Genomic DNA, 20,229 nt, shown 5'->3' with positions numbered 1-20,229 from the left:
GGGAGGACAGGTGAATGGCGACATGGCAGAGCGGGTCCGGCACGCCCGCGGGGATAGATCTGTGTCTGACGGCGCTGCACCGGCGCGGCGTCCTGGGCACCGTGGCCGTGGTGAACGCGTTCCGGGCGGCGTATCCGGACTACGAGCGGTCGGACTCGCTGGTCAAGGCGATGCTCAACGGCAGCCGGGAGCCCCGACCCGACTTCGTGAACCGGCTGGCCCGGCTGGCCGGGGTGCCGGTGCGTCAGGTGTTCGCGCAGCTCGGCTGGTTGCCGCCCGAGGAGGCGGCCACGCCGAGCGTCCCCCATCTGATGCGGCAGCTGCGCACGGGCATCGCGGCGGCCGGTCGGCTCGCCCGGGACGTGGAGGAGCCCGGGTTCGACCGGGCGCCGGCCGCGGCCGCGGCGGCGGTGCTCGCGGACCGGCACGCCGCCGGCCGGTTCACGGTCTCGCTGTCCGCGGTCGAGTCGGGCAGCCGCTATCGCGCCCCGCTCATGGACGTGGCCGAGTTCCGGCTGCGGGCCGGAGCGAAGCCGCTCGCGCAGTACCGGGCGATCGCCCTCGCCGACGGCGGGCTGCCGGGCGAGACCCTGGCCGCGGTGCGGCGCGCGGAGGCGGACGGCCACTCCGACTACTGGACGGTTCGACTGGAGCTGTCCGCGCTCACCCACCGCACGCTCCGGCACCGCGGCGAGTACAGCTGGCAGGGACAGCCCGGCAGCCGGGTCTGGCTGGACGCCGAGGACGGGCACCGGCCGCGGCATCTGCTGGTGCAGGACCGGATAGCCGGGCTGCGCCGGGAGGCGGTGCCGGCCGCGGCCGCCCGGTGGAGCGAGCGGGGCGTCGTCCCGATCGTCGTGATCGGTCACCGTCCGCTGGCCGGCGGGGCCGCCGCGCTGCTCGCGGAGGCGCTGGGGCTCGGTTACGTGCTGCCGCGGTCCGGCGAGGAGATCCTCGACGACGGGATGTTCGTACCGGTCCTGCGCACCCCGGTGCACGGCCGGGTGGAGGCCTGGCTGTCGGTGGCGGAGCATCTGCGCGGCCGGGCGGCGGCCGGAGAGGCGTGGCCGGCGATCGTCCTGACCCGCCCCTATGTCTTCGCCGACGTCGACCGCTACGGCCCGCTCGCCCTGCGGGAACTGCTGCGGCTGCCGGCTCATGTCGTGTGTGTGCGGCCCGCCGAGGCGATGCTGCGCTGGTGGGCGGCGCGCCGTGCGGGAGCGGGTCCGGCCGGCGCCTTCGACGCGGCGGCCTGGGTGGAGCGCGAGCTGCGGGTGTACGAGACGCTGGAGAGCGTGCTGGGCGAGCGGCCCGCGGCACGGACGCTGCTGGTACGGGTGCCCGAGCCGGACGGCCCGTTGCCGGTGGACGGGTGGGGCTGGCCGGACGAGGTGAGCGATCTGCAGCCACGGCTGGCCTGGGCGGTGCTGGACTGGCTGGACCGGACCGCCAACCGCCGGGGACCGAAGCTCTCCGGGCTGCTGCGGCCGGGGCTGCTCGCGGAGTGGGCGCCCACTCTCGACGAGGATCCCGGGGTGTCCGCGTTGGCGCGGTGACCGGTTCGGTGAGCCGCGGTCGGCTCGGAAGACTCAGAAGACGTCGTCCGGTTCTTCCGGATCTGCGCTGCCGTGTACGTGGTCGGTGCTCATCGGTTCACCTCCCTTCCTGTGCCTGATGTCCGTGTTCCTGGGGACCGAGGCCGCGTTGCCGCCCGGCTGAAAGCTCCCCTCGGTGCCGGGCGGCGCGGCGGCCCCGGTCCGAGGAAGCCACTCCCCGCGGACCGGGGACAACCTGTTGCCCCGAGCCCGGACGAGCCCCGACAGTGGTCGGACAAAGCCGGACACGTCCCACAGGCCGTGCCACCGGCTCATACAGCTTCGGGGGAGGACGAATGTCCGAGAGACAGAGCGGGCACCATCGACGCCGTGATGACTGCGATCCGAGGGCGATCACCTCGGTCTCGGACTTCGCCCACCAGTTGACGCAGGCGCGCCTGCGGGCCGGACTCACCGTGCGTCAGGTCGCCCGGGCGGTACGGGTCGCGCCGAGCACGGCCGGCGACTACTTCTCGGGACGCCATCTGCCGCCGGTGCGAGCCCCCCACCTGCTCACCGCCATCCTGGCCGTGTGCGGCATCGAGGCCCAGGAGTCGCTGGACCACTGGCACGAGGCCCTGGTCCGGGTGCGGATGGCGCCGGGGCGGCCCCCGGCCGGCGCCCCCGCCCCCTACCGCGGACTGCAGGTCTTCGAGGAGGAGGACGCCGACTGGTTCTTCGGCCGGGAGGAGCTCACGGCCACCCTGACCGGGCGGCTGCGTCTGCTCGCCGGTTCCGGCGGGGGCCTGCTCGCCGTGGTCGGCCCCTCGGGCTCGGGCAAGTCGTCCCTGTTACGGGCCGGGCTGATTCCCGCGGTCCGCGGCGGGGCGCTGACCGGCCCCGCGGGCGGACCGGGCACCTCGGACGGGGTCGTCCTGATGGTCCCGGGCCGTGACCCGGCGGAGGAACTGGCGGCGCGGCTGCGGGAGTTGGGCGCAGACCGGTCGCCGCTGGTGGTGGTCGACCAGTTCGAGGGGCTGTTCACCATGTGCGGCCGCCCGGACGCGCGCTCGCGCTTCACCGAACTGCTGGGGAGCCTGCGGCCCGGACTCGTCGTCATCGGGCTGCGGGCCGACTTCTACGCGCAGGCCCTGCGGTTCCCGCTGCTCGCCGACGCCCTGCAGAACCGGCAGTTGGTGGTCGGCCCGATGAGCCCCGACGAGATGAACCGGGCGATCACGGGACCGGCCCGCAAGGCCGGCCTGGAGATCGAGAGCGGCCTGGTGGAGCTGCTGTTACGGGACCTCGCGCCGCGCGCCTCGTCCGGCGGCGACGCCGACCCGGGTTCCGCCGCCCACGACCCCGGCGCCCTGCCCTTTCTGTCCCATGCCCTGCACGCCACCTGGCAGCGGGCCTCCCGCAGCCGGCTCACCGTCGCCGCCTACCGGGACAGCGGGGGCATCCGGGACGCCGTGGCGCACACCGCCGAAGCCGTGTTCGCCGAACTGTCCGACGTACAGCAGGACATCGCCCGGCTGATCTTCCTGCGCCTGGTGCATGTCACCGACGACACACTGGTCTCCCGGCGGCGCGCGCAGTGGGGCGAGTTGCTCGACCGGGCCGAGGGAGCGCGGTCGGCGGAGCCGACGGCCGTCCTGGCCGCCTACGTCGAGCAGCGGCTGATCACTGCCGACAGCGACACCGTGGAGATCTCCCACGAGTCGCTGCTCACCGCGTGGCCACGGCTGCGGGACTGGATCGGCGCCGACCGCGACGGGCTGCGCGTCCATCAGCGGCTGACCGAGGCGGCGCGCAACTGGAAGGAGTCCGGGCGGGACGCCGGTCTGCTGCTGCGCGGCACCTCGCTGGCGCTGACCGGTGAGTGGGCGGCCGACGCCGCGCACCGCGATGCCGTCAACACCGACGAACGCGTCTTCCTCGATGCGTCGTTGCTGCACGAGGAGCAGGAGCGGCGGGCCGCCCGCAACCGCACCCGCAGACTGCGCCAACTGCTCGGCGTGGCGCTGGCCCTGGTGCTCGTCGCCTGCGGTCTTTCGGTGTACGCGCAGCGTCAGCGGGACCGGGCGGACCGGGCCCGGACCGAGGCCGTGTCGCGTCAACTGGCCGCGGAGGCGGGCCGGATCGGCGGGCACGACCCCTCGGTCAGCGCCCAACTGGCGCTGGCCGCCTACCAGACGGCACGGACGCAGGAGGCGCGCGCACGGCTGATGGACTCCTCGGCGGCGCCCTCGGCCACCCGGTTGAACGGCTTCACCGGGCTGGTGCAGTCCGTGGTGCTCGACAGCGGGAGACGGCTGCTGGCCGCGGGATCGTCCGACGGCACGGTCCGGTTGTGGAGCACCACGGACCGGACCCGGCCCCGGCGGCTGGCCCGGCTGCGCGTCTCCTCCCGACTCGCCGTCTTCGCGGTCGCGTTGAGCCCCGACGGGCGCACCCTGGTGGCCGGCGGCGGGATGGGCCTGCTGCACCGCTGGGACATCTCCGACCCGGAGCGGCCGAGCCCGCTGCCCGATCTGCCCGGGAGCCCGGACGCCACCGTCTACTCGCTGGCGTTCGCCCCCGACGGGCGGGGGCTGGCCGTGGCGGGCGCGGATCACACCGTCCGGCTGTGGGCGGACGGGCGGACGGCGGGCGCCGCCGCGCCGCCGACCGTGTTCCGCGGCGGCGACGACTACCAGCAGTCGGTGGCCTTCAGCCCCGACGGTTCGCTGATCGCGGCGGCGGGGCACGACGGGAAGACCCGGCTGTGGCGCACCGCGGGCACGGGCCGGGAGACGCCGATCGCGACGCTCGGCGGGTTCGAGGGGCCCGCGCTGGGGGTGGCCTTCAGTCCCGACGGCCGTTCCCTGGCGGTGTGCAGCCAGGACCGCACCACCCGGCTCTGGGACATCGCCGACCCCACCCGTCCGCGCGCCGCCGGCACTCCCGGCGGCAAGGCCACCAGCTGGCTCAACGCCGTGGCCTTCAGCCCCGACGGCGGCTCGCTCGCCATCGGGGGCAGCGACGACGCCGTCCGGCTGTGGGACCGCGATTCCGGTTACGTCACCGCGACGCTGCCGCATCCGGGGGCGGTCACGTCCATGTTCTGGTTCGACCGGCAGACACTGGTGACCGGCTGCGCCGACGGCGTCCTTCGCCTGTGGTCGCTGCCCGCCCCCGTGCTGACCTCGGCGCAGGGCGTCAACGCCCTCGCCTACAGCCCCGACAGCAGACTGATGGCCATCGGCACCCTGGAGCTGCAACTGTGGGATCTCGCCCGGCATCAGCCGGTCGGCAGGGCGTGGAGTCCCGGCGCCGACGCGTTCGTCCAGTCGCTGGCCTTCTCGCCCCGGGGGCGGACCCTGGCGGTCGGCTACAGCGACGCGATGGTGCGTCTCTTCTCGTACACGCTCACCGGTGATCTGACCCCGCTCGGTCCGGCGTTCCGGGTGGCGAAGAGCGGCACCGTGGAGTCGCTGGCCTTCAACCGGTCCGGGACGATGCTGGCCTCGGGCGCCGACGACTCCACCGTACGGCTGTTCGATACGAGCAGGCCGGCTCGGGTGAAGGCGCTGCGCACGCTCGCGGGAGCCACCGACGCGGTGCTGTCGGTGTCCTTCACGCCGGACGGACGGCACATCGCCGCCGGCAGCATCGACCGGGTCGTCCGGGTGTGGGCCACCGCCGGGAAGGACACCCGGCCGCTGGTGTCCCTGGGCGGGCCGACGGGCTACGTGTGGTCGGTGGCGTTCAGCCCCGACGGACGGCTCCTGGCCGCCGGCAGCGCGGACCGCACGGTGCGGATGTGGGACACGCGCGACATCCGCCGTCCGGTACGCGTGGGCCCCGAGCTGACGGGCTTCGCCAGCTATGTGTACTCCCTGGCGTTCAGCCCGGACGGCGGCACCCTCGCGGCCGGCAGCACCGACTCCACCGTGTGGCTCTTCGACGTGACCGCTCCCCGCAGGCCCGAGGTGCGCGCGGTGCTGACGGCCGCCTCCGGCCATGTCTACGCGGTCGCCTTCAGCCCGGACGGCGAGAGTCTGGCCGCCGGCGGCGAGGATCACACCGTCCGGCTGTGGAAGACGGACACGGACGCCATCGCACGCCATCTGTGCGAGAGCCGGGGGGACCCGCTCAGCGAGTCCGAGTGGCAGCGTTTCTCCCCGTCGGCCGCGATCGAGCCGAGCTGCCGGTGAACCGGCCCGTCCGGCGCCCGTCGGTCCTCGGCCCTCGGTCCCCATGTCGCGCCTCGTGTCGGCGGGTCGGCGTGTCAGTCCGCGAATTCCGGAGGGAGCAGTCCGCCCACCGGAAGGAGATCGAAGAAGTCGTGCTCGGCCGCGGGCGCGTACCGCACGATTCCCGCGAAGCGGGGTTCGCGGACGGTGACCTGCGCGATCGCCTCGGGAGCGGCGTCGTCCAGCGACTCGCACACCGTGCCGTGCCAGTACCCCGCGCTGTTCAGCGCGTCTGCCGTCCCCTCCGCCGGTTCGCCGGAGGAGGAGAGGTTCACCGCCAGGTACAGCCGCTGGACGCCCTTGTCCGCGCAGGCCCGCGCGAGCCGCCTGCCGGTGAGTCCCTCGCCGCCGCTCTCCCCCGGGGCGAACTGCGCCAGCATCACCAACAGCGGAGCCTCGCCCACGCAGGGCCAGCTCTGTGCGAAGGAGAAGACGCCCGGGTCCCCCGGCTCCAACTCACCGCTGTTCTGCGGCCCGTAGCCGATGCCGGCGCCGGATCCGGGCCGGACGCGCCCGTCGAAGTAGGCCCACCGCCAGCCCTCGGCCCGTCCGTCGGCGTTGCCCGCCTCCGCGCCCTGCCCCCAGCCCAGCATGTAACGGGTGTCGCGGACCTTCGGCGTGGCGGGCACGTCCGGCGGTGCGCTGATGCCCGCGTCATAGCCGTCCTGCCAGGCTCTGAGCTCGACGGGCACGAACACTCCGGGCTCGTCCGGGACCGGGTGGGGGTTGTGCTGGGGCATTCCTGCCTCCTGGTTCGTGGCTCGTTGCTCGTTGCTCCTGGCTCGTGGTTCGTGGCTTGCGGTTCGTTCACCAACTGGGCTTCGCGACATTGCCGTAGACCCAGCTGGACCCCGTCGACATCTCGAAGTGCAGGTGCGGTCCCGTGGAGTTGCCCGTGCTGCCGACCTTGCCGAGCTGCTGCCCTGCGGCGACCTTCTGACCGGACTTCACCTGCTTCTGCGAGAGATGGCAGTAGGTGTAGACATGGCCGTTGTCCGCTGCCAGGCCGAGCCACTGGCCGTACCCCTTGGGGTCGACCTTCGAAAAGGCGATGGTGCCGCTGCGGACGGCGACCACGGGGGTGCCGACCTTGGCGGCGTAGTCCTGACCGGTGTGCCGGCCGACGCCGTCGGGCTTCCACTTGTACGGTCCGGGGCTGAAGAATGCGAAGGTGACCGGGTGGCCGGGCACGGGCGAGGGCACATGTCCCTTGCCGGTGGGTGCGACGGCGCCCTTGCAGTTGACGGCGAAGCCTGCGGCGCGGCCGAGAGCGGTCAGCGAGGTGCAGCCGGGTACGCCGTCGGCGTCGCCGCCCTTGAAGCCCTGGGCGATCTGCTCGGCCCGGTAGGCGGCCTTCGTCTGCTCGCCGAAGAGGCCGGTGGGCCCGTCGGGAATCTTGCGACCCCGCTTGATCAGGGCCTTCTGTACGGTACGTACATCCTCGTTCTTCTTGCCGAACTGGACGTTGGACAAGGCGACCATGGGGAGCTCCTAGTAGCCGTGGGCGGCCCGGTGCGGATCCGCCTGCTGCACGCGTGCGGCGAAGTTCGAGCCGGACCGGTTGACGTGATAGCGGTCGCGGACGTAGTTGACCGTCGCGCACATGTCCGCGACCACGTCGTAGGGCGTGGTGGCTGTGCCTGTCTGGTGGTAGGCGGCGAACGTGGTGGGAATGCACTGGGTGGCGCCCCGCGAGCAGTTCTGCGGGTGGCCGTCGGGGGCCTTGCGCCCGCGCGCGTTGACGTCGGACCTGTTCACCCGACTCCCGGGGGCGTTGTGGGAGGACTCGCGCGCGGTGATCGTGGTGAGCGCCGGGACGCCGAACTTCGGGTCCATGCCGGTCAGTCGGCACGCTTTCTGGGCGTACCGCTGCATGGCTGCCAGGCCGGAGTCGTCCCCGGGGTCGTGGTAGGTGACCTGGGCGAGGGTGAGCCGTCCGTTCCTGGAGGGTGCGGCGACGCCCTTGCAGTCGACGGCGAAGCCTGCGGCGCGGCCCAGTGCGGTCAGCGAGGTGCAGCCGGGCAGGCCGTCGGCGTCGCCGCCCTTGAAGCCCTGGGCGATCTGCTCGGCCCGGTAGGCGGCCTTCGTCTGCTCGCCGAAGCGGCCGGTGGGCCCGTCGGGAATCTTGCGACCCCGCTTGATCAGGGCCTTCTGCACGGTACGTACATCCTCGTTCTTCTTGCCGAACTGGACGTTGGACAAGGCGACCATGGCGGCCCGGCTCCTCTCGTCAGTTCCAGCCCGTCACGGTGAGCCGGACGCGCGCGTCGGCGCCGAGGATGTCCACGGTGGTGTCGGGCAGCCCGATGTCGGCGACCCACGTACCGAGGGCGGGGTCCTGGTCCTCGAGGGCCGGGTTCGTCGGCACGTAGTCCCTGATGGGGCCGTCGATGTCCGAGTTCCAGGTGGCCCACACCTGGGAGCCGCCGGCATCGGTGCCCACGTCGACGACGAGGATGTCGTCGAAGTCGGCTGTCTGCTCGATGTGGTCGTCGAAGTCGAAGATGCCGTCGTGGTGCTTGCGCAGGGACAGGATCCGCAGATGCAGCGCGTAGCGCATCGCGTCGGAGCCGTTGGGGCTGATCAGGCGCGTGGCCAGGAAGGTGGTCGCCAACGGGACTCCCTCGGGATCCGGTGCGGTGAACGGCAGTTGGATCGGACACCACTGGGCGCTCATCCGCTCGTGCATCGCGATCTGCAGACCGCGTATCGACAGGCGGACCTCCGCCTGCCATGCGGTGTCCGCGTTCTGCTGCAACTGGTGGTCGACCAGGGCGGCGTGCACCTTGAGGTCGCCGAACAGGAACCGCCGAAGATTCTGGTAGCCCTCCTCGGAGTTGACGAGTCCGTAGCGTCCGCTGTGGCTGCGGTGCACATAGGCACGTTGGGCTCCGGGGACGTACGCGTTGTCGATCTGCACCAGCCCGTCGCTGCGGGCGCCGACCGCGGCGGACGACAGCCCGTGCGCCACGTCGTAGTCCTGTGGATTCGTGCCGACCAGGCAGAAGACCCGGTCGAGGGGGAAGGCGAACGGCTGCCCGTCGCCGGCCGGCATCGCCCGAGGATCCCAGCCGTCCGGCGGCTCGTCGCCCGAGCCCGCGCCGGGCGTCAGGTACTGGTACATCCGCTCACGGCCGAAGATCTCGGCGCCGTTGATGCCGATGGCGTCCCGCAGCCGCTCCAGCACGCCGAATCCGAGGTCGAAGGTGATGCCGCCGTGCGGGGTGCCGTAGGTGAAGAGGTCGGCCACGCAGTCGGTGGGCTCACGCCCGGCGTCCGGAAGGATCTTCTGGATCAGACAGCGGCAGATCAGGCCGCCCATGGAGTGGGCGACGAGATGGACGCTCGGGGCCCCGGACTTCGCGGTGACCTTGTCGATCAGCTTCAGCAGATCCCGGGCGGCGTCCTCCATCCGGAATTCCTCGGGCTTGCCTCCCCAGGTGCTCGCCGAAGGGTCGTAGAAACGGTGTATCCAGATGGTGTTGGGCGGGACGCCGGCCTGGGTGTCCAGGAAGAGCTGCTGACTGCCCTCGACCAGGATCTGATACTGCTGGTCCTTGTGGAGGCGCAGCAGCGGGCCCTCGAACTGGTAGAAGCCCGGCTTGTTCTCCGAGCCGATACGGATGTGTGTGGAGCCCGCGTTGAACCCGTAGAACGGGTCCGTCACGGCGCCGTCGATGCCCGACTGGCCGCCGGCGAAGCCGCGGACGTAGATGATGGGCAGATTCTGGGGGTTCGACATGGCGTCCGCCCGGGGTCAGCCTTCACCGATGCCCGGCAGCCAGGTGTCCGGGTGGTCGATGAAGATGTTGGAGACATATCCGCCGAGCGCGGGCACGAACGCCCACGCGTCGTTGCTGTGACCCGCCGTGTCGACCCGGTCGCCCCGGGCCTGGCAGGTCACCGTCACCGGAGTCGGCGCCGCCGGCACCGCGACGACCGGAGCGTCCAGGCGGGGCTGCGCCCGTACGTTGACGCTGGTGCCCCAGGCCTTGAGGGTTTCCAGGCTGTTCGCGGCTCTCCAGGACATCGCGACCTCCAAGCGGGAAAGTCCGCACAGTGGCGAAGGACGCTGTTGCGCCGCGGCCCAGGCTACGAAGCCGCCGTCAGCACGGCGTCACCCTGTCGTCACCGGGCAGGCAGGCCCGCCCGACGGAGTTGCAGAGCCTGGCCGGCGGCCCGAAACTGGGGATGGAGGCCTCCTCGACTCAAGTGGCACGCCGCAAGTGGCAGGCCCTCGGCGCAGCACCAGGCCCTAGCGAGGCGGTCAAGTTGGTGTCTCCTCCCCCACGGTTGCGGTTGCTCGGCCAGTTCCGGCTGGAAGTCGGCGACGAGACCGTCGAGCTGTGCCGCAACGGCCAACGGCTCCTTGCGTTCATGGGCCTGCGGCAGCGGGTGTGCCGCACGGTCCTCGCCGGCACCCTGTGGCCCGAGGTCACCGAGGAGCACGCCAGGGGCAGCCTGCGCACCACTCTGTGGAAGCTGCCGCGCGGGGAGCCGCCGCTGATCGGTTGCTGCGGAGACTCGCTGCGGGTCGCACCGGCCCTGTGCGTGGACGTCCACACCCTCACGCAGACGGCGCTCGGCGTGGTGCAGTGCCGCGACCCGGCTCTGCACGCGCTGCCGCCGCAGGAGCTGCTGCTCGGCGAGGACCTGCTGCCGGGCTGGGACGAGGACTGGGTCCTAATGGAGCGGGAACGCCTGCGCCAACTGCGGCTGCACGCGCTCGACGCGCTGGCCGAGGCGCTGATCCGACAGGGGCGGCCGGCCCTCGCGATGGAGGCGGCGTGGGCGAGCGTCCGCACGGAACCCCTACGGGAAAGCGCCCATCGGGCCGTCGTGTCGGCGCATCTCGCGGAGGGCAATGTCAGCGAGGCGCTGCGCCACTATCACGCGTTCTGCCGCCTGCTGAACGAGGAACTGAGTGTCGATCCCTCACCCCGGTTCACCCGGCTCCTCACGGAACGACTGTCTCAGCGACGTTCCTGACGACGAAAGGAGGCCTGTTCCTCCACGGCCGCGCCGATCCCCGACAGTGTCGGGGCCTGGTCCGGCGAGGCCGCCAGCCGAGGCAGGACGAAGGTCCACAGCTGCGTCACGCGCTCCACCGACAGCCAGTCCCGGTCCTCCGCGCCCAGCACGTCGAACCCCGCCGTCGCCGCCACGATCGCGGTCGTCGCGGCGTCGGCCGACACATCCTGCGCGAGTTCCCCCGCATCCTGCGCCTGCACCAGGAGATCGTGCACCCACAGCCGCCACCAGTGCAGGATCTGCGCCCCGCTCTTGCGGGAGGGATCGCCGCTCAGCCGGAAACCCGCCCTGATCAGGGGATCGCCGACCATGGCCAGGAGCAGACTGCAGGATGTGTGCAGGAGCGACTGCAGCAGCGTGTCCGCCCCGCTGCGACAGCGCTCCGCCAGCCTCTGCGCGGAGTCCGCCGCCAGCCGCTCCACCTCCCCCGCGAGATCGCTCTTGCTGGCGAAGTGAAAGTGCAGGGCGCCGGTGCTCACTCCGGCCCGCTCGCTGATGACGGGAAGGGAAGCTCCGACATAGCCCTCCGCGGCGAACACCTCGGCCGCCGCCCGGACCAGGGTCCGACGTGTGTGCACCGCCCGCGCCTGCCTGACCATCACGTTTTCCTCCCTCAGCCCGCACGGGCAACGGAAGACCGCGCCCCCTGCGCCCGCCGAAACGTGGAGAGCATCCCACCGGGACCCGCGCGAAGTAAACCGCATGTTCGGTATATTTGGTGCTTCAGTGGCGCGCTTTCGGCATGATGCCGCCGGACCGGGCCGGTCCGGCGGCATCCTCGGCAGAACGCCTCCCCGGTCAGTCGTGCGCGGGCGCGAGCAGTACGGGCAGCGAGCGGTAACTGTTCATCAGGAAGCTGGGCAGCGGCTGGAGTTCATCCGGTCGGCAGGCGAGTTCCATCCGGGGGAAGCGTTCGAAGAGCGCGGCGAACGCGCTCTCCGCCTCCACCCCGGCGAGCGGAGCTCCCATGCAGCGGTGCGGTCCATGGCCGAAGCCGAGGCCGTCGCCGTCCTTGCGCAGCACGTCGAACCGGTCGGCGTCCGGTCCGTAGCGCTCGGGGTCCCGGCCGCCGGCCGCGAAGGAGACCAGGATGGCCTCGCCCTTGCGGATGAGCACCCCGTCCAGGTCGATGTCCTCGACGGCGAACCGCATCGGCGAGTACGCGCCGGGCGTGTGCACCCGCATGGTCTCGGTCACCACGTCCTGCCAGGTCGCCCGCCCCTCCCGGACGTGCTCCAACTGCTCGGGCCGCAGCAGCAGCGCCCCCACCGCGTTGGTGATCAGGGCGGCGGTGGTGTCCTGTCCTCCGGCGATCATGAGGAAGAGGGTGCCCAGGAGTTCCTCCTCGCTGAGCCGGTCGTCCTGGTCACGCGCCTCGATCAGCAACGACGTCAGATCGTCGCCGGGTTCGGCCCGTTTGGCCTTGACCAGCTCCGACAGCCGTACGAAGGCCTCCAGGCGCGCCGCCTCGATCTCCTGCCCGCTGATCGTCGTGCCGAACACCGTGTGCAGCGCCGCGCACAGGGCGTCGGTCGCCTCGCCCTGCGGCACCCCGAACAGCTCGCAGATCACCCGCATCGGCAGCAGCTCCGCGAACGAGGACCGCAGATCCACCGGCACACCCGGCCGGGCCGCCGCGAGCCCGTCGGCGAGCCCGTCGACGAGTTCGCCCGCGATCTGCGCGACGCGCGGTCGCAGCGCCTCCGAGCGCCGTGCGGTGAACGCCGCCGCCACCAGCCGGCGCAGCCGGGTGTGCGAGGCGCCGTAGGCGAACAGCATGTTCTCGTTCACCACCCACGGGTACAGCGGCCACTCCTCGGTGATTCTTCCCTCGATGAACTCGGGCCAATGCAGGCGCGCGTCCTTCGAGACCCGGGAATCGGTCAGCAGCCGCTCCACATACTGCTGCCGCAGCACCGCCCAGGCCACCACACCCCCCGGCAACTCCACCTGTACCGCGGGTCCCTTGGCCCGCAGCATCGCCGCCTCTCCCGCGAGGTCACGCCCCGTCACATCAAGGGCGTAAGGGCAGGCAGTCGTATTCATCGTCGTACTCCCTGGGGTCGTCTTGCGGGCTTCGGCAGTCGCACTCGCCCGGCGAGCCGTTCACCCCACACCACTCCCCGCGTCTCACCACCCCCAACCACCACTCCCGACCACCGCTCCACGGCAGCCGGTCAGCCGGTGGACTGGGGCTGCCTCGCCTCCCCGGTCGACCGCATGGCCTCCTCATAGACCCGGGCGCCGCGACCCGGCGTCGTGTCCAGCTGCAACAGCACCCCCGGCACCGCGACCCCCGCCATCAGGTGCCGCTGGAGGTCCGCCACCCGCTCCGGCAGGTCCGCGTGCCCCGTCATGACCTTCGACAGCACCTGTACACCCGTGAACGCCCCCACGAACATCCGCGCGGCGGCGGCCACATCGATGTGCGGCAGCAGTTCCCCCCGGTCCTTCGCCCGCCCCAGCACCTCCGCGTTGCGAGCGATCCACCCGTTCATCGGCACCCGCCGGTCCAGCCCGTCGCTCGGCGCTCCCTGATCCACCGTCAGACGGATGCTGCCCTGCACCAGCGGATCACCCATCCACAGCAGATGCGCCAGCACGAACGCCTCGTCCAGCCCCTGCTGCAGCATCAACTCCCGCGTCGGCACGGCCGGAACGGCCTCCAGCTGACAGGCGAGCACCGCCTGCGCGAGCTCCTCCTTGGAGGCGAAGTGGAAGTACAGAGCGCCCTTGGTCACCCCGGCGCGGGCGAGGATCCCCGCGATCGTCGCCGCCTCGTACCCCACCTCCGCGAACACCGCCGCGGCCGCGACGAGGACGGCCCGCCTCGTTCGCACGGCCCGTTCCTGCAGTGCCACGCCCCACCTCCGAGGTAGCTTCCCCGCGATTTCCGGCTTCGGAAAATATACCGACAGGTCAGTCTCCTGCCACCGCGTGGGGCTCGCGGCCTCGCCCCCGGGACGCCGGAACAGAGAGCACCAGCCGTACCAGATCCGCTCATCCGACACAGCCACCACTGAAATCCCGCCATCTGCGCCCTTGCGGTTTGCCGATTTCTGTCTTGATTACAAAACCGGTAGGTCCGTATCTTCTGGCTCACTGCACATCCAGACATCCAGTTTCCGGATCTGCGACAAACGGGGAGAGGGTTCATGGCCCTTTTGGCATTCCACAGCGGAGAGCGCCCCACCGGGCCACACCGCGTCGACGACGTCGGCCCCGTCACTGAGACCGTCCATGAGCTGACCCGGCTGCTGTTCGACGAGGACGGCGAGGGCGAGCGGGTCCACGCCCCCTGGCGCCGGCTCATCGCCGAGGACGTCTTCCGCCATCGGCCCGGCCTCACCCCCGAGCAACGCGCCGCGCAGTCCTACACCTGGCTACGCCTGGTCAACGACACCCTCGACGACCCCGAATCCCTCGCCACCGACGTGGCCCTCCTCACCGCCCTGCACGAGTGGGCGGCCATCGTGGAGGGGGGCGGAGGCCTCACCACCGTCGCCAGCATCCACTACAACCTCTTCCTCGGCAGCCTCCTCGACCACGACGCCGACCCCCTGAGAGACCTGACCGAGTTCACCGCCCTGCGACGCATCGGCACCTTCCTGTGCACCGAGCTCGACCACGGCAACGACGCGCCCGCGCTGGAGACCACCGCCCGCCTCGACCCCGAGACCGGCGGCTTCGTCCTGCACACCCCCCACCCCGGCGCCGCCAAGTTCATGCCCAACACCAGCGCCCTCGGCGGCCCCAAGTCCGCCGTGGTCGCCGCCCGTCTGCTGATCGACGGCCGTGACCACGGCATCTTCCTCTTCCTGACGCCTCTGACCGACCACAGCGGCCCCCTGCCCCACATCACCGTCACCCCCCTCCCGCTGCGTCCGAACGCCCCCGTCGACCACTGCCTCACCTCGTTCGACCAGCTGCCGCTGCCCCGCCAGGCCCTGCTGCAGGGCGAGCACGGACGCCTCGGTCCCGACGACTGCCTCACCAGCAACCTCGGCAACCGGCGAAAACGCTTCCTCACCTCCATCGCGCGCGTCACCGCCGGGAAGCTCTGCATGAGCGCGGCGGCCGTCGGCGCCTCGCGCGCCGCGCTCGCCATCGCCGTCCGCTACGGCGACCACCGTCGAGTCAGCGGGACCCGGCCCGGTCAGCGCATCCCCATCAACACCCACCGCACCCACCACGGGCGACTCCTCCAGGCCGTCGCCGGCGCCTATGCCATGACCTTTCTCCACCGCTCGCTCACCGCCGAGTGGACCCGCCACACCGCCGACGACCGCACCCGCCTCGAACGTCTCATCGCCCTCGCCAAGGCCTGGATCACCTGGCAGGCCCGCACCATCGCCCTGGAGGCCCGTGAGCGTTGCGGCGCGCAGGGACTCCTGCCCGCCAACCACCTCGCCGGCTTCCCCGAGTACATCGAGGGGACCATCACCGCCGAGGGCGACAACCTCCTCATCACCACCAAGGCGGCCGCCGAGCTCCTGCACCACCCGCCGACTCCGCCCGCCCCCGACCCCGGCCCGCCCCACCTCACCAACCCGCGCTTCCTGCGCAACCTGCTCGCCCACACCGAGCACTCCTTCCACGCCCAGGCCCACAGCGCGCTGCGCAACGGCCCGGCCCACGACCCGCAGGCCCGCTGGAACACCGCGTCGGCGCCCGCCCTCCAGCGAGCTCACACCCACACCGCTCTCCTGGCGGCCGACGCCCTGCTGGCGGCCCTCACCCACACCGCTCACCAGCCCACCCGTCAGCTCCTCACCGAACTGACCACCCTCCACCTCCTGGCCCAGCTCACCCCGCACACCGGCATCCTGCTCGCCGACGGGCACATCGCCCCCCACCACATCCACGAGCTCCCCGCGACCGTCGACGCCCTCACCGACAGCCTCCAGCCCCGACTCACCACCCTCACCGAGGCGTTCGACCTCCCGCCCCAGTACCTCGACGCCCTCCCGCTCATCTCCACTCGATGAGCGGGAGCGGCTCCCGCAACAGGTGTGCTGTTCGGGCAGGCTACGGCTTGCGGCCCACGCCGCAGTAGGCGTCGACAGCGACGGCGAAGTTGGCTGAATCGTCGTGGTCGGCACGCCACTTCGTCACCTGGACGATCCCGGGTTCCACCAGCTCCAGCCCGTCGAAGAAGCCACCGATCTCCTCGATGCTGCGCACGTAGTACGGCACGGCGCCGCTCGAGTTGTAGGCCTCCGACGCGGCGATCATGCCCTCGCTGGTGGCGGTGCTGTCGCTGATGACCAGGTGGCTTCCGGACGGCAGGCCGGCCATGAGCCGCCGGACGAGGTCGCGCGCCTGCTCGTAGTCGGCCACGTGGCCCAGCGTGTTGAGGATCATCAGGCCGACCGGCCGGGAGAAGTCAAGGGTGCCCGCGGCGGCTTCCAGAACGGCTTCCGGGTCGTACAGGTCCGCGTCCAGATAGGCGGTCTTGCCTTCCTTCGTGCTCGTCAGGAGGGCGTTCGCGTGGGCGAGCACGACGGGGTCGTTGTCGACGTACACGATGCGGGCGTCCGGGGCGACGCGCTGGGCCACCTGGTGGGTGTTGTCGGCGGTGGGGAGACCGGTGCCCACGTCCAGGAACTGGCGGATGCCCTGCTCTCCGGCCAGGTGGGTCACCGCACGGCCCAGGAAGTGCCGGCTGGTGACGGCCACGTCGACCAGCCCGGGGAAGATCTCCTTGATGTGGTCGCCTATCTCCCGGTCGACCTCGTAGTTGTCCTTGCCCCCGACGAAGTAGTTCCAGAACCGGGCCGAGTGCGGCTTCGACGTGTCGATCCGGCCGGGTGTTCCCACAGTCGCGTCGGTCTGGGAGGTGGAATCCGACACAGCAAAGCCTCCTGCACAGGTACGTTGATGATCAGGGGCTCCAACCTAGGCGAACTTCCTTTCGACGCATGGACGTTGAGAGCGCTTGCCATCGCACGGCATGAGGTTTCGGCCAAGTCGGGGGCCGGGCGAGGCGGGCCCCCGACGGTCGCTTCAGGCGGCTGTGTAGCCGAGTTGGCGCCTCATGTACGGGGTCATGAGGGTCTTCGCCTTGGCCAGTACCGAGGTGCGGCCGCCCAGCACCGCGCTCTCGCCGCCCGGCACCGGCAGCAGGGTCAGTCCGTCGGCCGCGCCGAACGGCACGATGAGCGGGGTGCGCTGGATCGGCCGGTAGAGGCGGGGCTCCTTGCGGTGCCTGCCGGAACTGTGCAGCTGTACGCGGATGTTGTGGGCGGCGAGGTCGGCCTGGGCGAGCGCGGCGGGGGTGATCTTCAGCTCGGTGGCGTCGTTGACGTCGCCGACCGCGAACACGTCCGGACGGCCGCCGACCCGGAGTCTGCGGTCGACCTTGACGTGGCCGCCGGGGTTCAGCCAGTCGCCGTGTCCGGCGAGGCGCAGCCAGAGCGTGTTGGGCGTGGTGCCCGTCGCCCAGAAGGAGACGTCGGCGTCGACGATGTTGCCGTGTGCGTCGCGGTAGGTGCCGAAGTCGTTGCCGGGGGACATGAACGAGTCGAGGCGGACCTCCACGTCGTGGGACTCCAGCCAGGCCAGCGCCTTGCGCCCGGCCCGCTCGCTCCCCGTGGAGTGGAGCAGGGTCGGCCCGGAGTGGGCGAGCGTGACCCGGGCGTCCGGCCGGGCCAGGCGTATCTCCGCGCTGAGTTCGACGCCGGAGGGGCCGCCGCCGACGACCAGGACATGTCCGGCGGCGGCGATCTTGCGCTGGTGACCGGCGAACGACTTGATCGTCTCTTCGGTGGTGGTTCCGGTGAAGCGGGCCGGTTCGGGGTAGTCGGCGCCGGTGGCGATCACGACCACGTCGTAGGGGAGCCGCTCGCCCGTCGCCAGTACGACCTGCCGTTCGTCGGTGTCGATGCGGGTCGCCTTCCCCACCACCACGCGGCCCTCGTGCAGGAGTCGGTCGTACGGGATGAAGGGGGTCATCGACCACTCCGGGCGCACGCCGGCGCGGAGGGAGGATATACGGTGGAAAAAGACCTCTTTGCGGTCCACCAGGGTGACCCTCGCGGTCGCGTCCAGCCGTTTCGCCAGCCGGACGCCCGCGTAGCCGCCACCGATCACCACTACGTCGCCGTCGCGCACGCGCGTCTCCTGTGCATGGGGGGAAAGCGAGCGGCACGGCGCGTGGACTGCCTCGGCCACTCGAACTGCCGACGAGCGTAGCGTTTGAATTCTCAAGTTCGCAGGGAACGATGTGGACGTTCCGTGAAGCACTGCGTGTTGGCAGGTGTCACCAGCTTCTGAGATCGGCGTCGGCGGCGGCCGTCACGACGCGGTCCCGTTCGGCCGGTGTGAACAGGCCCTCGGACAGCCAGGCGTCGGCCAGGCCGCGGACCGCGTCCACGAAGCGGGCGGAGGCCGTGAACGGCGCCTGCGCCCACAGGACGTCGAGGAAGGTCAGGCCGTCGCCGCGGGCGCGGTTCGGCACGCCCGAGTCGGTCGCGCCGAAGACGACGACGGGCTCCGTGCGCTTGAAGTAGGCGTGGTAGCGGGTGTCGTCCGCGAGGTGGAAGGGGGCCAGGGTCAGGCCGTGCGTGGTGAAGTGGTGCGGGCGGCCCTCGGGGCGGATCGGGTCGGCGAGGTCGCCGCGCAGCGTGAAGTCCTTGTAGAACGAGAACGCCCGCAGGCTCGTCGCCCGGCTCCGCGCGACCAGCAGGATCGGTCCGTGGAACAGCGACTGGACCGTCGGATCGTCCGGGGCCCTCTCGATGCGCAGGCGGTAGGGGGCGGACACCGTGACCCGGTCGCCGCGCTGCCAGGTCCGGCTGAGGGTGAGGTAGCTGCCGGGCACCGCCCGCGCCTGCTGCCGGACCCCGTTGACGGTGACCGTGAAACCGGCCGTGGCCCAGGACGGAACCCGCAGCTTCAGGTCGAGGCTGCCGCCGCCCTCACGGAACGTCAGGGTGCGGACGCCTTCGGTCGGGTAGGCGCTCGTCTGCTCGACGACAAGGCCCCGCTCCGGCCACCGCAGCGTCGAGGCGAGGTAGAGGTTGACGTACAGGGCGGCGCCGTCGGCGGAGTGGAAGTACACCGAGTCCTGGTACTTGGTGTGGTTCTCCATGCCGGTGCCGCCGCAGCAGGTCCCGGTGTTGCCGTACTCGCGCACCACTCCCGGGCCCATGCCGACGAAGTAGGTGACCTCCGGACCGGTCGAGCCGACGGCGTCCCGACGGGAGGCCAGGATGTGGTTGGTCAGGCCCCGCTCGTAGTGGTCCAGGTAGGCGGCGTCCGGCTCGTGGAAGAACAGCTGCCGGCTCAGCTTGAGCAGGTTGTACGTGGCGCACGTCTCGGCGTTGTTGTCGCCCAGGGTGGCCGCGACGGCGCCCCGGGCGCGGAACATCTCGCCCTGGCCGGTGCCGCCCAGGCTGTAGGTGCGGGGGCCCGCGACCATGCCCCAGAAGTTGCGGGCCGCCGCCGCGTACTGCTCCTCCCCCGTGTGGTCGAACAACCGCAGATAGCCGGTGAACTGGGGGATGTGCTGGTTGGCGTGCCGGCCCTCCAGGATGTCCCGGTCGGCGGCGCAGGCGTCCAGCAGCGCGGTGTTGTCGAAGCAGCGGGCGGCGGCGAGGTGTTCGGGCCGTCCGGTGAGGGCGTGCAGGTCGGCCAGCACCTCGTTCATCCCGCCGTACTCGCCGGCGATGTAGATCGACCACATGCGCTCCAACTGCGCCTTGGGCAGCCGGCCGAGTCTGCTGTGCACCCAGTCGCCCATCGTGGACGCGACGGCGAGGGCCTGCGCGTTCCCGGCCAGGGAGTGCGCGTCGAGGAGACCGCGCATGATCTTGTGGCAGGTGTAGTAGGGCGCCCAGATGGTGGGGTAGGTCGTGTAGCTCTCCAGCAGGATGAACTGGGTCTCGGGGTAGGCCGCCAGATAGCCGGGGTGGGTGGGCTTCGGCGAGCCGTGGTCCGCGAACGCCTGCTGGCAGAGGGCGAGTTCGGCCACGAGATGGTCGAGCTTGGCCTTGAGGGCGGCCTCGCGTGTGTCGGCGTACGCCTGGGCCACGAGGGTGAGGAAGTGTCCGGCGTAGTGGCCGCGCAGATTGCCGTCGGCGGTCTCCCAGCCGCCGGGCGGCTGGGCGCCGCGGGTGTCGAGCCCCGCGTTGGCGCGGAAGACGGCCAGGATGCGGTCGGCCGGGTAGGCCCGGGCGTAGCCGAGCAGCAGGTCGCGCTTGCGGCGGAACACGCCGTCGCCGAGGGCGACCTGGTCGAGGGGGAAGGGCTGTACCGCCCAGGTGGAAGGGGCTGGTGCCGCCGGGGCGGGGGTGACTCGGTCGCGTGCCGTTCGGTCGGGTGTCGCGGCCTGCGCCGCGGGGGCGGCGGCTGCGAGTGGGCCGACGGCGGCGCCGCCTGCGGCCAGTTTCAACACCTTGCGGCGGGTGGGGGGTCGGGACATG

15 protein-coding genes are annotated in these 20,229 nt (G+C 71.6%); 4 read left to right on the top strand and 11 right to left on the bottom strand.

What is annotated here, in order from left to right:
- Nucleotides 1-14 precede the first annotated feature (14 nt).
- Together ABZ725_RS07205 and ABZ725_RS07200 are read left to right on the top strand one after the other, a co-directional pair.
- Nucleotides 15-1,556, top strand: a complete 1,542-nt coding sequence (locus tag ABZ725_RS07205) for a hypothetical protein (protein ID WP_358801737.1) — start codon at nt 15-17, stop codon at nt 1,554-1,556.
- Between the two features lie 335 nt (nt 1,557-1,891).
- The gene (locus ABZ725_RS07200; protein WP_358801736.1) at nt 1,892-5,734 is read left to right on the top strand and encodes a helix-turn-helix domain-containing protein; all 3,843 of its coding nucleotides are present in this window, start codon (nt 1,892-1,894) and stop codon (nt 5,732-5,734) included.
- 74 nt (nt 5,735-5,808) lie between these two features.
- Here the strand turns inward: ABZ725_RS07200 and ABZ725_RS07195 are convergent, their stop codons facing one another.
- The 5 genes from ABZ725_RS07195 to ABZ725_RS07175 all read right to left on the bottom strand — a co-directional run bounded on the left by ABZ725_RS07195 (nt 5,809) and on the right by ABZ725_RS07175 (nt 9,803).
- Nucleotides 5,809-6,513 carry a hypothetical protein gene (locus ABZ725_RS07195; RefSeq protein WP_358801735.1) on the bottom strand — a complete coding sequence of 235 codons (705 nt, stop codon included), beginning with the start codon at nt 6,511-6,513 and terminating at the stop codon, nt 5,809-5,811.
- A gap of 67 nt (nt 6,514-6,580) precedes the next feature.
- Complete coding sequence (locus ABZ725_RS07190; RefSeq protein WP_358801734.1) at nt 6,581-7,255, bottom strand: peptidoglycan DD-metalloendopeptidase family protein; 675 nt, start codon at nt 7,253-7,255, stop codon at nt 6,581-6,583.
- 9 nt (nt 7,256-7,264) lie between these two features.
- Entirely contained in the window at nt 7,265-7,984 is a 720-nt protein-coding gene (locus ABZ725_RS07185; protein ID WP_358801733.1) for a peptidoglycan-binding protein, read from the bottom strand.
- A gap of 19 nt (nt 7,985-8,003) precedes the next feature.
- Entirely contained in the window at nt 8,004-9,515 is a 1,512-nt protein-coding gene (locus ABZ725_RS07180; RefSeq protein ID WP_358801732.1) for a hypothetical protein, read from the bottom strand.
- A gap of 15 nt (nt 9,516-9,530) precedes the next feature.
- Nucleotides 9,531-9,803, bottom strand: a complete 273-nt coding sequence (locus tag ABZ725_RS07175; RefSeq protein ID WP_358801731.1) for a hypothetical protein — start codon at nt 9,801-9,803, stop codon at nt 9,531-9,533.
- A 245-nt stretch (nt 9,804-10,048) separates the two neighbouring features.
- Between ABZ725_RS07175 and ABZ725_RS07170 the strand changes: the two genes are divergently transcribed.
- Complete coding sequence (locus ABZ725_RS07170; RefSeq protein ID WP_358801730.1) at nt 10,049-10,762, top strand: BTAD domain-containing putative transcriptional regulator; 714 nt, start codon at nt 10,049-10,051, stop codon at nt 10,760-10,762.
- Here ABZ725_RS07170 and ABZ725_RS07165 read toward each other — a convergent pair.
- The 3 genes from ABZ725_RS07165 to ABZ725_RS07155 all read right to left on the bottom strand — a co-directional run bounded on the left by ABZ725_RS07165 (nt 10,747) and on the right by ABZ725_RS07155 (nt 13,665).
- The gene (locus ABZ725_RS07165; RefSeq protein ID WP_358802069.1) at nt 10,747-11,403 is read right to left on the bottom strand and encodes a ScbR family autoregulator-binding transcription factor; all 657 of its coding nucleotides are present in this window, start codon (nt 11,401-11,403) and stop codon (nt 10,747-10,749) included. The two genes, ABZ725_RS07170 and ABZ725_RS07165, sit on opposite strands and share 16 nt — an antisense overlap.
- 199 nt (nt 11,404-11,602) lie before the next feature.
- Complete coding sequence (locus ABZ725_RS07160; RefSeq protein WP_358801729.1) at nt 11,603-12,850, bottom strand: cytochrome P450; 1,248 nt, start codon at nt 12,848-12,850, stop codon at nt 11,603-11,605.
- Nucleotides 12,851-12,981: 131 nt separating this feature from the next.
- Nucleotides 12,982-13,665 carry a ScbR family autoregulator-binding transcription factor gene (locus ABZ725_RS07155; protein ID WP_358801728.1) on the bottom strand — a complete coding sequence of 228 codons (684 nt, stop codon included), beginning with the start codon at nt 13,663-13,665 and terminating at the stop codon, nt 12,982-12,984.
- A gap of 294 nt (nt 13,666-13,959) precedes the next feature.
- Between ABZ725_RS07155 and ABZ725_RS07150 the strand changes: the two genes are divergently transcribed.
- Nucleotides 13,960-15,792: an acyl-CoA dehydrogenase gene (locus ABZ725_RS07150; protein ID WP_358801727.1), complete on the top strand. Its 1,833-nt coding sequence runs from the start codon at nt 13,960-13,962 to the stop codon at nt 15,790-15,792.
- Between the two features lie 40 nt (nt 15,793-15,832).
- Here the strand turns inward: ABZ725_RS07150 and ABZ725_RS07145 are convergent, their stop codons facing one another.
- The 3 genes from ABZ725_RS07145 to ABZ725_RS07135 form a co-directional block, all read right to left on the bottom strand.
- On the bottom strand, nt 15,833-16,657 hold the full coding sequence (locus tag ABZ725_RS07145) for an SAM-dependent methyltransferase (RefSeq protein ID WP_358801726.1): 825 nt from the start codon (nt 16,655-16,657) through the stop codon (nt 15,833-15,835).
- Nucleotides 16,658-16,810: 153 nt separating this feature from the next.
- Complete coding sequence (locus tag ABZ725_RS07140; RefSeq protein ID WP_358801725.1) at nt 16,811-17,917, bottom strand: FAD-dependent oxidoreductase; 1,107 nt, start codon at nt 17,915-17,917, stop codon at nt 16,811-16,813.
- Between the two features lie 148 nt (nt 17,918-18,065).
- Nucleotides 18,066-20,228 carry a beta-L-arabinofuranosidase domain-containing protein gene (locus ABZ725_RS07135; RefSeq protein ID WP_358801724.1) on the bottom strand — a complete coding sequence of 721 codons (2,163 nt, stop codon included), beginning with the start codon at nt 20,226-20,228 and terminating at the stop codon, nt 18,066-18,068.
- Nucleotide 20,229 lies beyond the last annotated feature (1 nt).

This window comes from Streptomyces sp. NPDC006872 (assembly GCF_040635845.1).
Lineage (GTDB): Bacteria > Actinomycetota > Actinomycetes > Streptomycetales > Streptomycetaceae > Streptomyces.
The sequence above is the reverse complement of the archived record's forward strand: the minus strand, read 5'-3'. Positions and strand labels throughout refer to the sequence as shown.

Coding starts and splice junctions, on each gene's coding strand:
- ABZ725_RS07195 (WP_358801735.1), bottom strand. CDS start 6,513: ATGCCCCAGCACAACCCCCACCCGGTCCCGGACGAGCCCGGAGTGTTC.
- ABZ725_RS07205 (WP_358801737.1), top strand. CDS start 15: ATGGCGACATGGCAGAGCGGGTCCGGCACGCCCGCGGGGATAGATCTG.
- ABZ725_RS07160 (WP_358801729.1), bottom strand. CDS start 12,850: ATGAATACGACTGCCTGCCCTTACGCCCTTGATGTGACGGGGCGTGAC.
- ABZ725_RS07135 (WP_358801724.1), bottom strand. CDS start 20,228: ATGTCCCGACCCCCCACCCGCCGCAAGGTGTTGAAACTGGCCGCAGGC.
- ABZ725_RS07165 (WP_358802069.1), bottom strand. CDS start 11,403: ATGGTCAGGCAGGCGCGGGCGGTGCACACACGTCGGACCCTGGTCCGG.
- ABZ725_RS07190 (WP_358801734.1), bottom strand. CDS start 7,255: ATGGTCGCCTTGTCCAACGTCCAGTTCGGCAAGAAGAACGAGGATGTA.
- ABZ725_RS07185 (WP_358801733.1), bottom strand. CDS start 7,984: ATGGTCGCCTTGTCCAACGTCCAGTTCGGCAAGAAGAACGAGGATGTA.
- ABZ725_RS07200 (WP_358801736.1), top strand. CDS start 1,892: ATGTCCGAGAGACAGAGCGGGCACCATCGACGCCGTGATGACTGCGAT.
- ABZ725_RS07175 (WP_358801731.1), bottom strand. CDS start 9,803: ATGTCCTGGAGAGCCGCGAACAGCCTGGAAACCCTCAAGGCCTGGGGC.
- ABZ725_RS07150 (WP_358801727.1), top strand. CDS start 13,960: ATGGCCCTTTTGGCATTCCACAGCGGAGAGCGCCCCACCGGGCCACAC.
- ABZ725_RS07180 (WP_358801732.1), bottom strand. CDS start 9,515: ATGTCGAACCCCCAGAATCTGCCCATCATCTACGTCCGCGGCTTCGCC.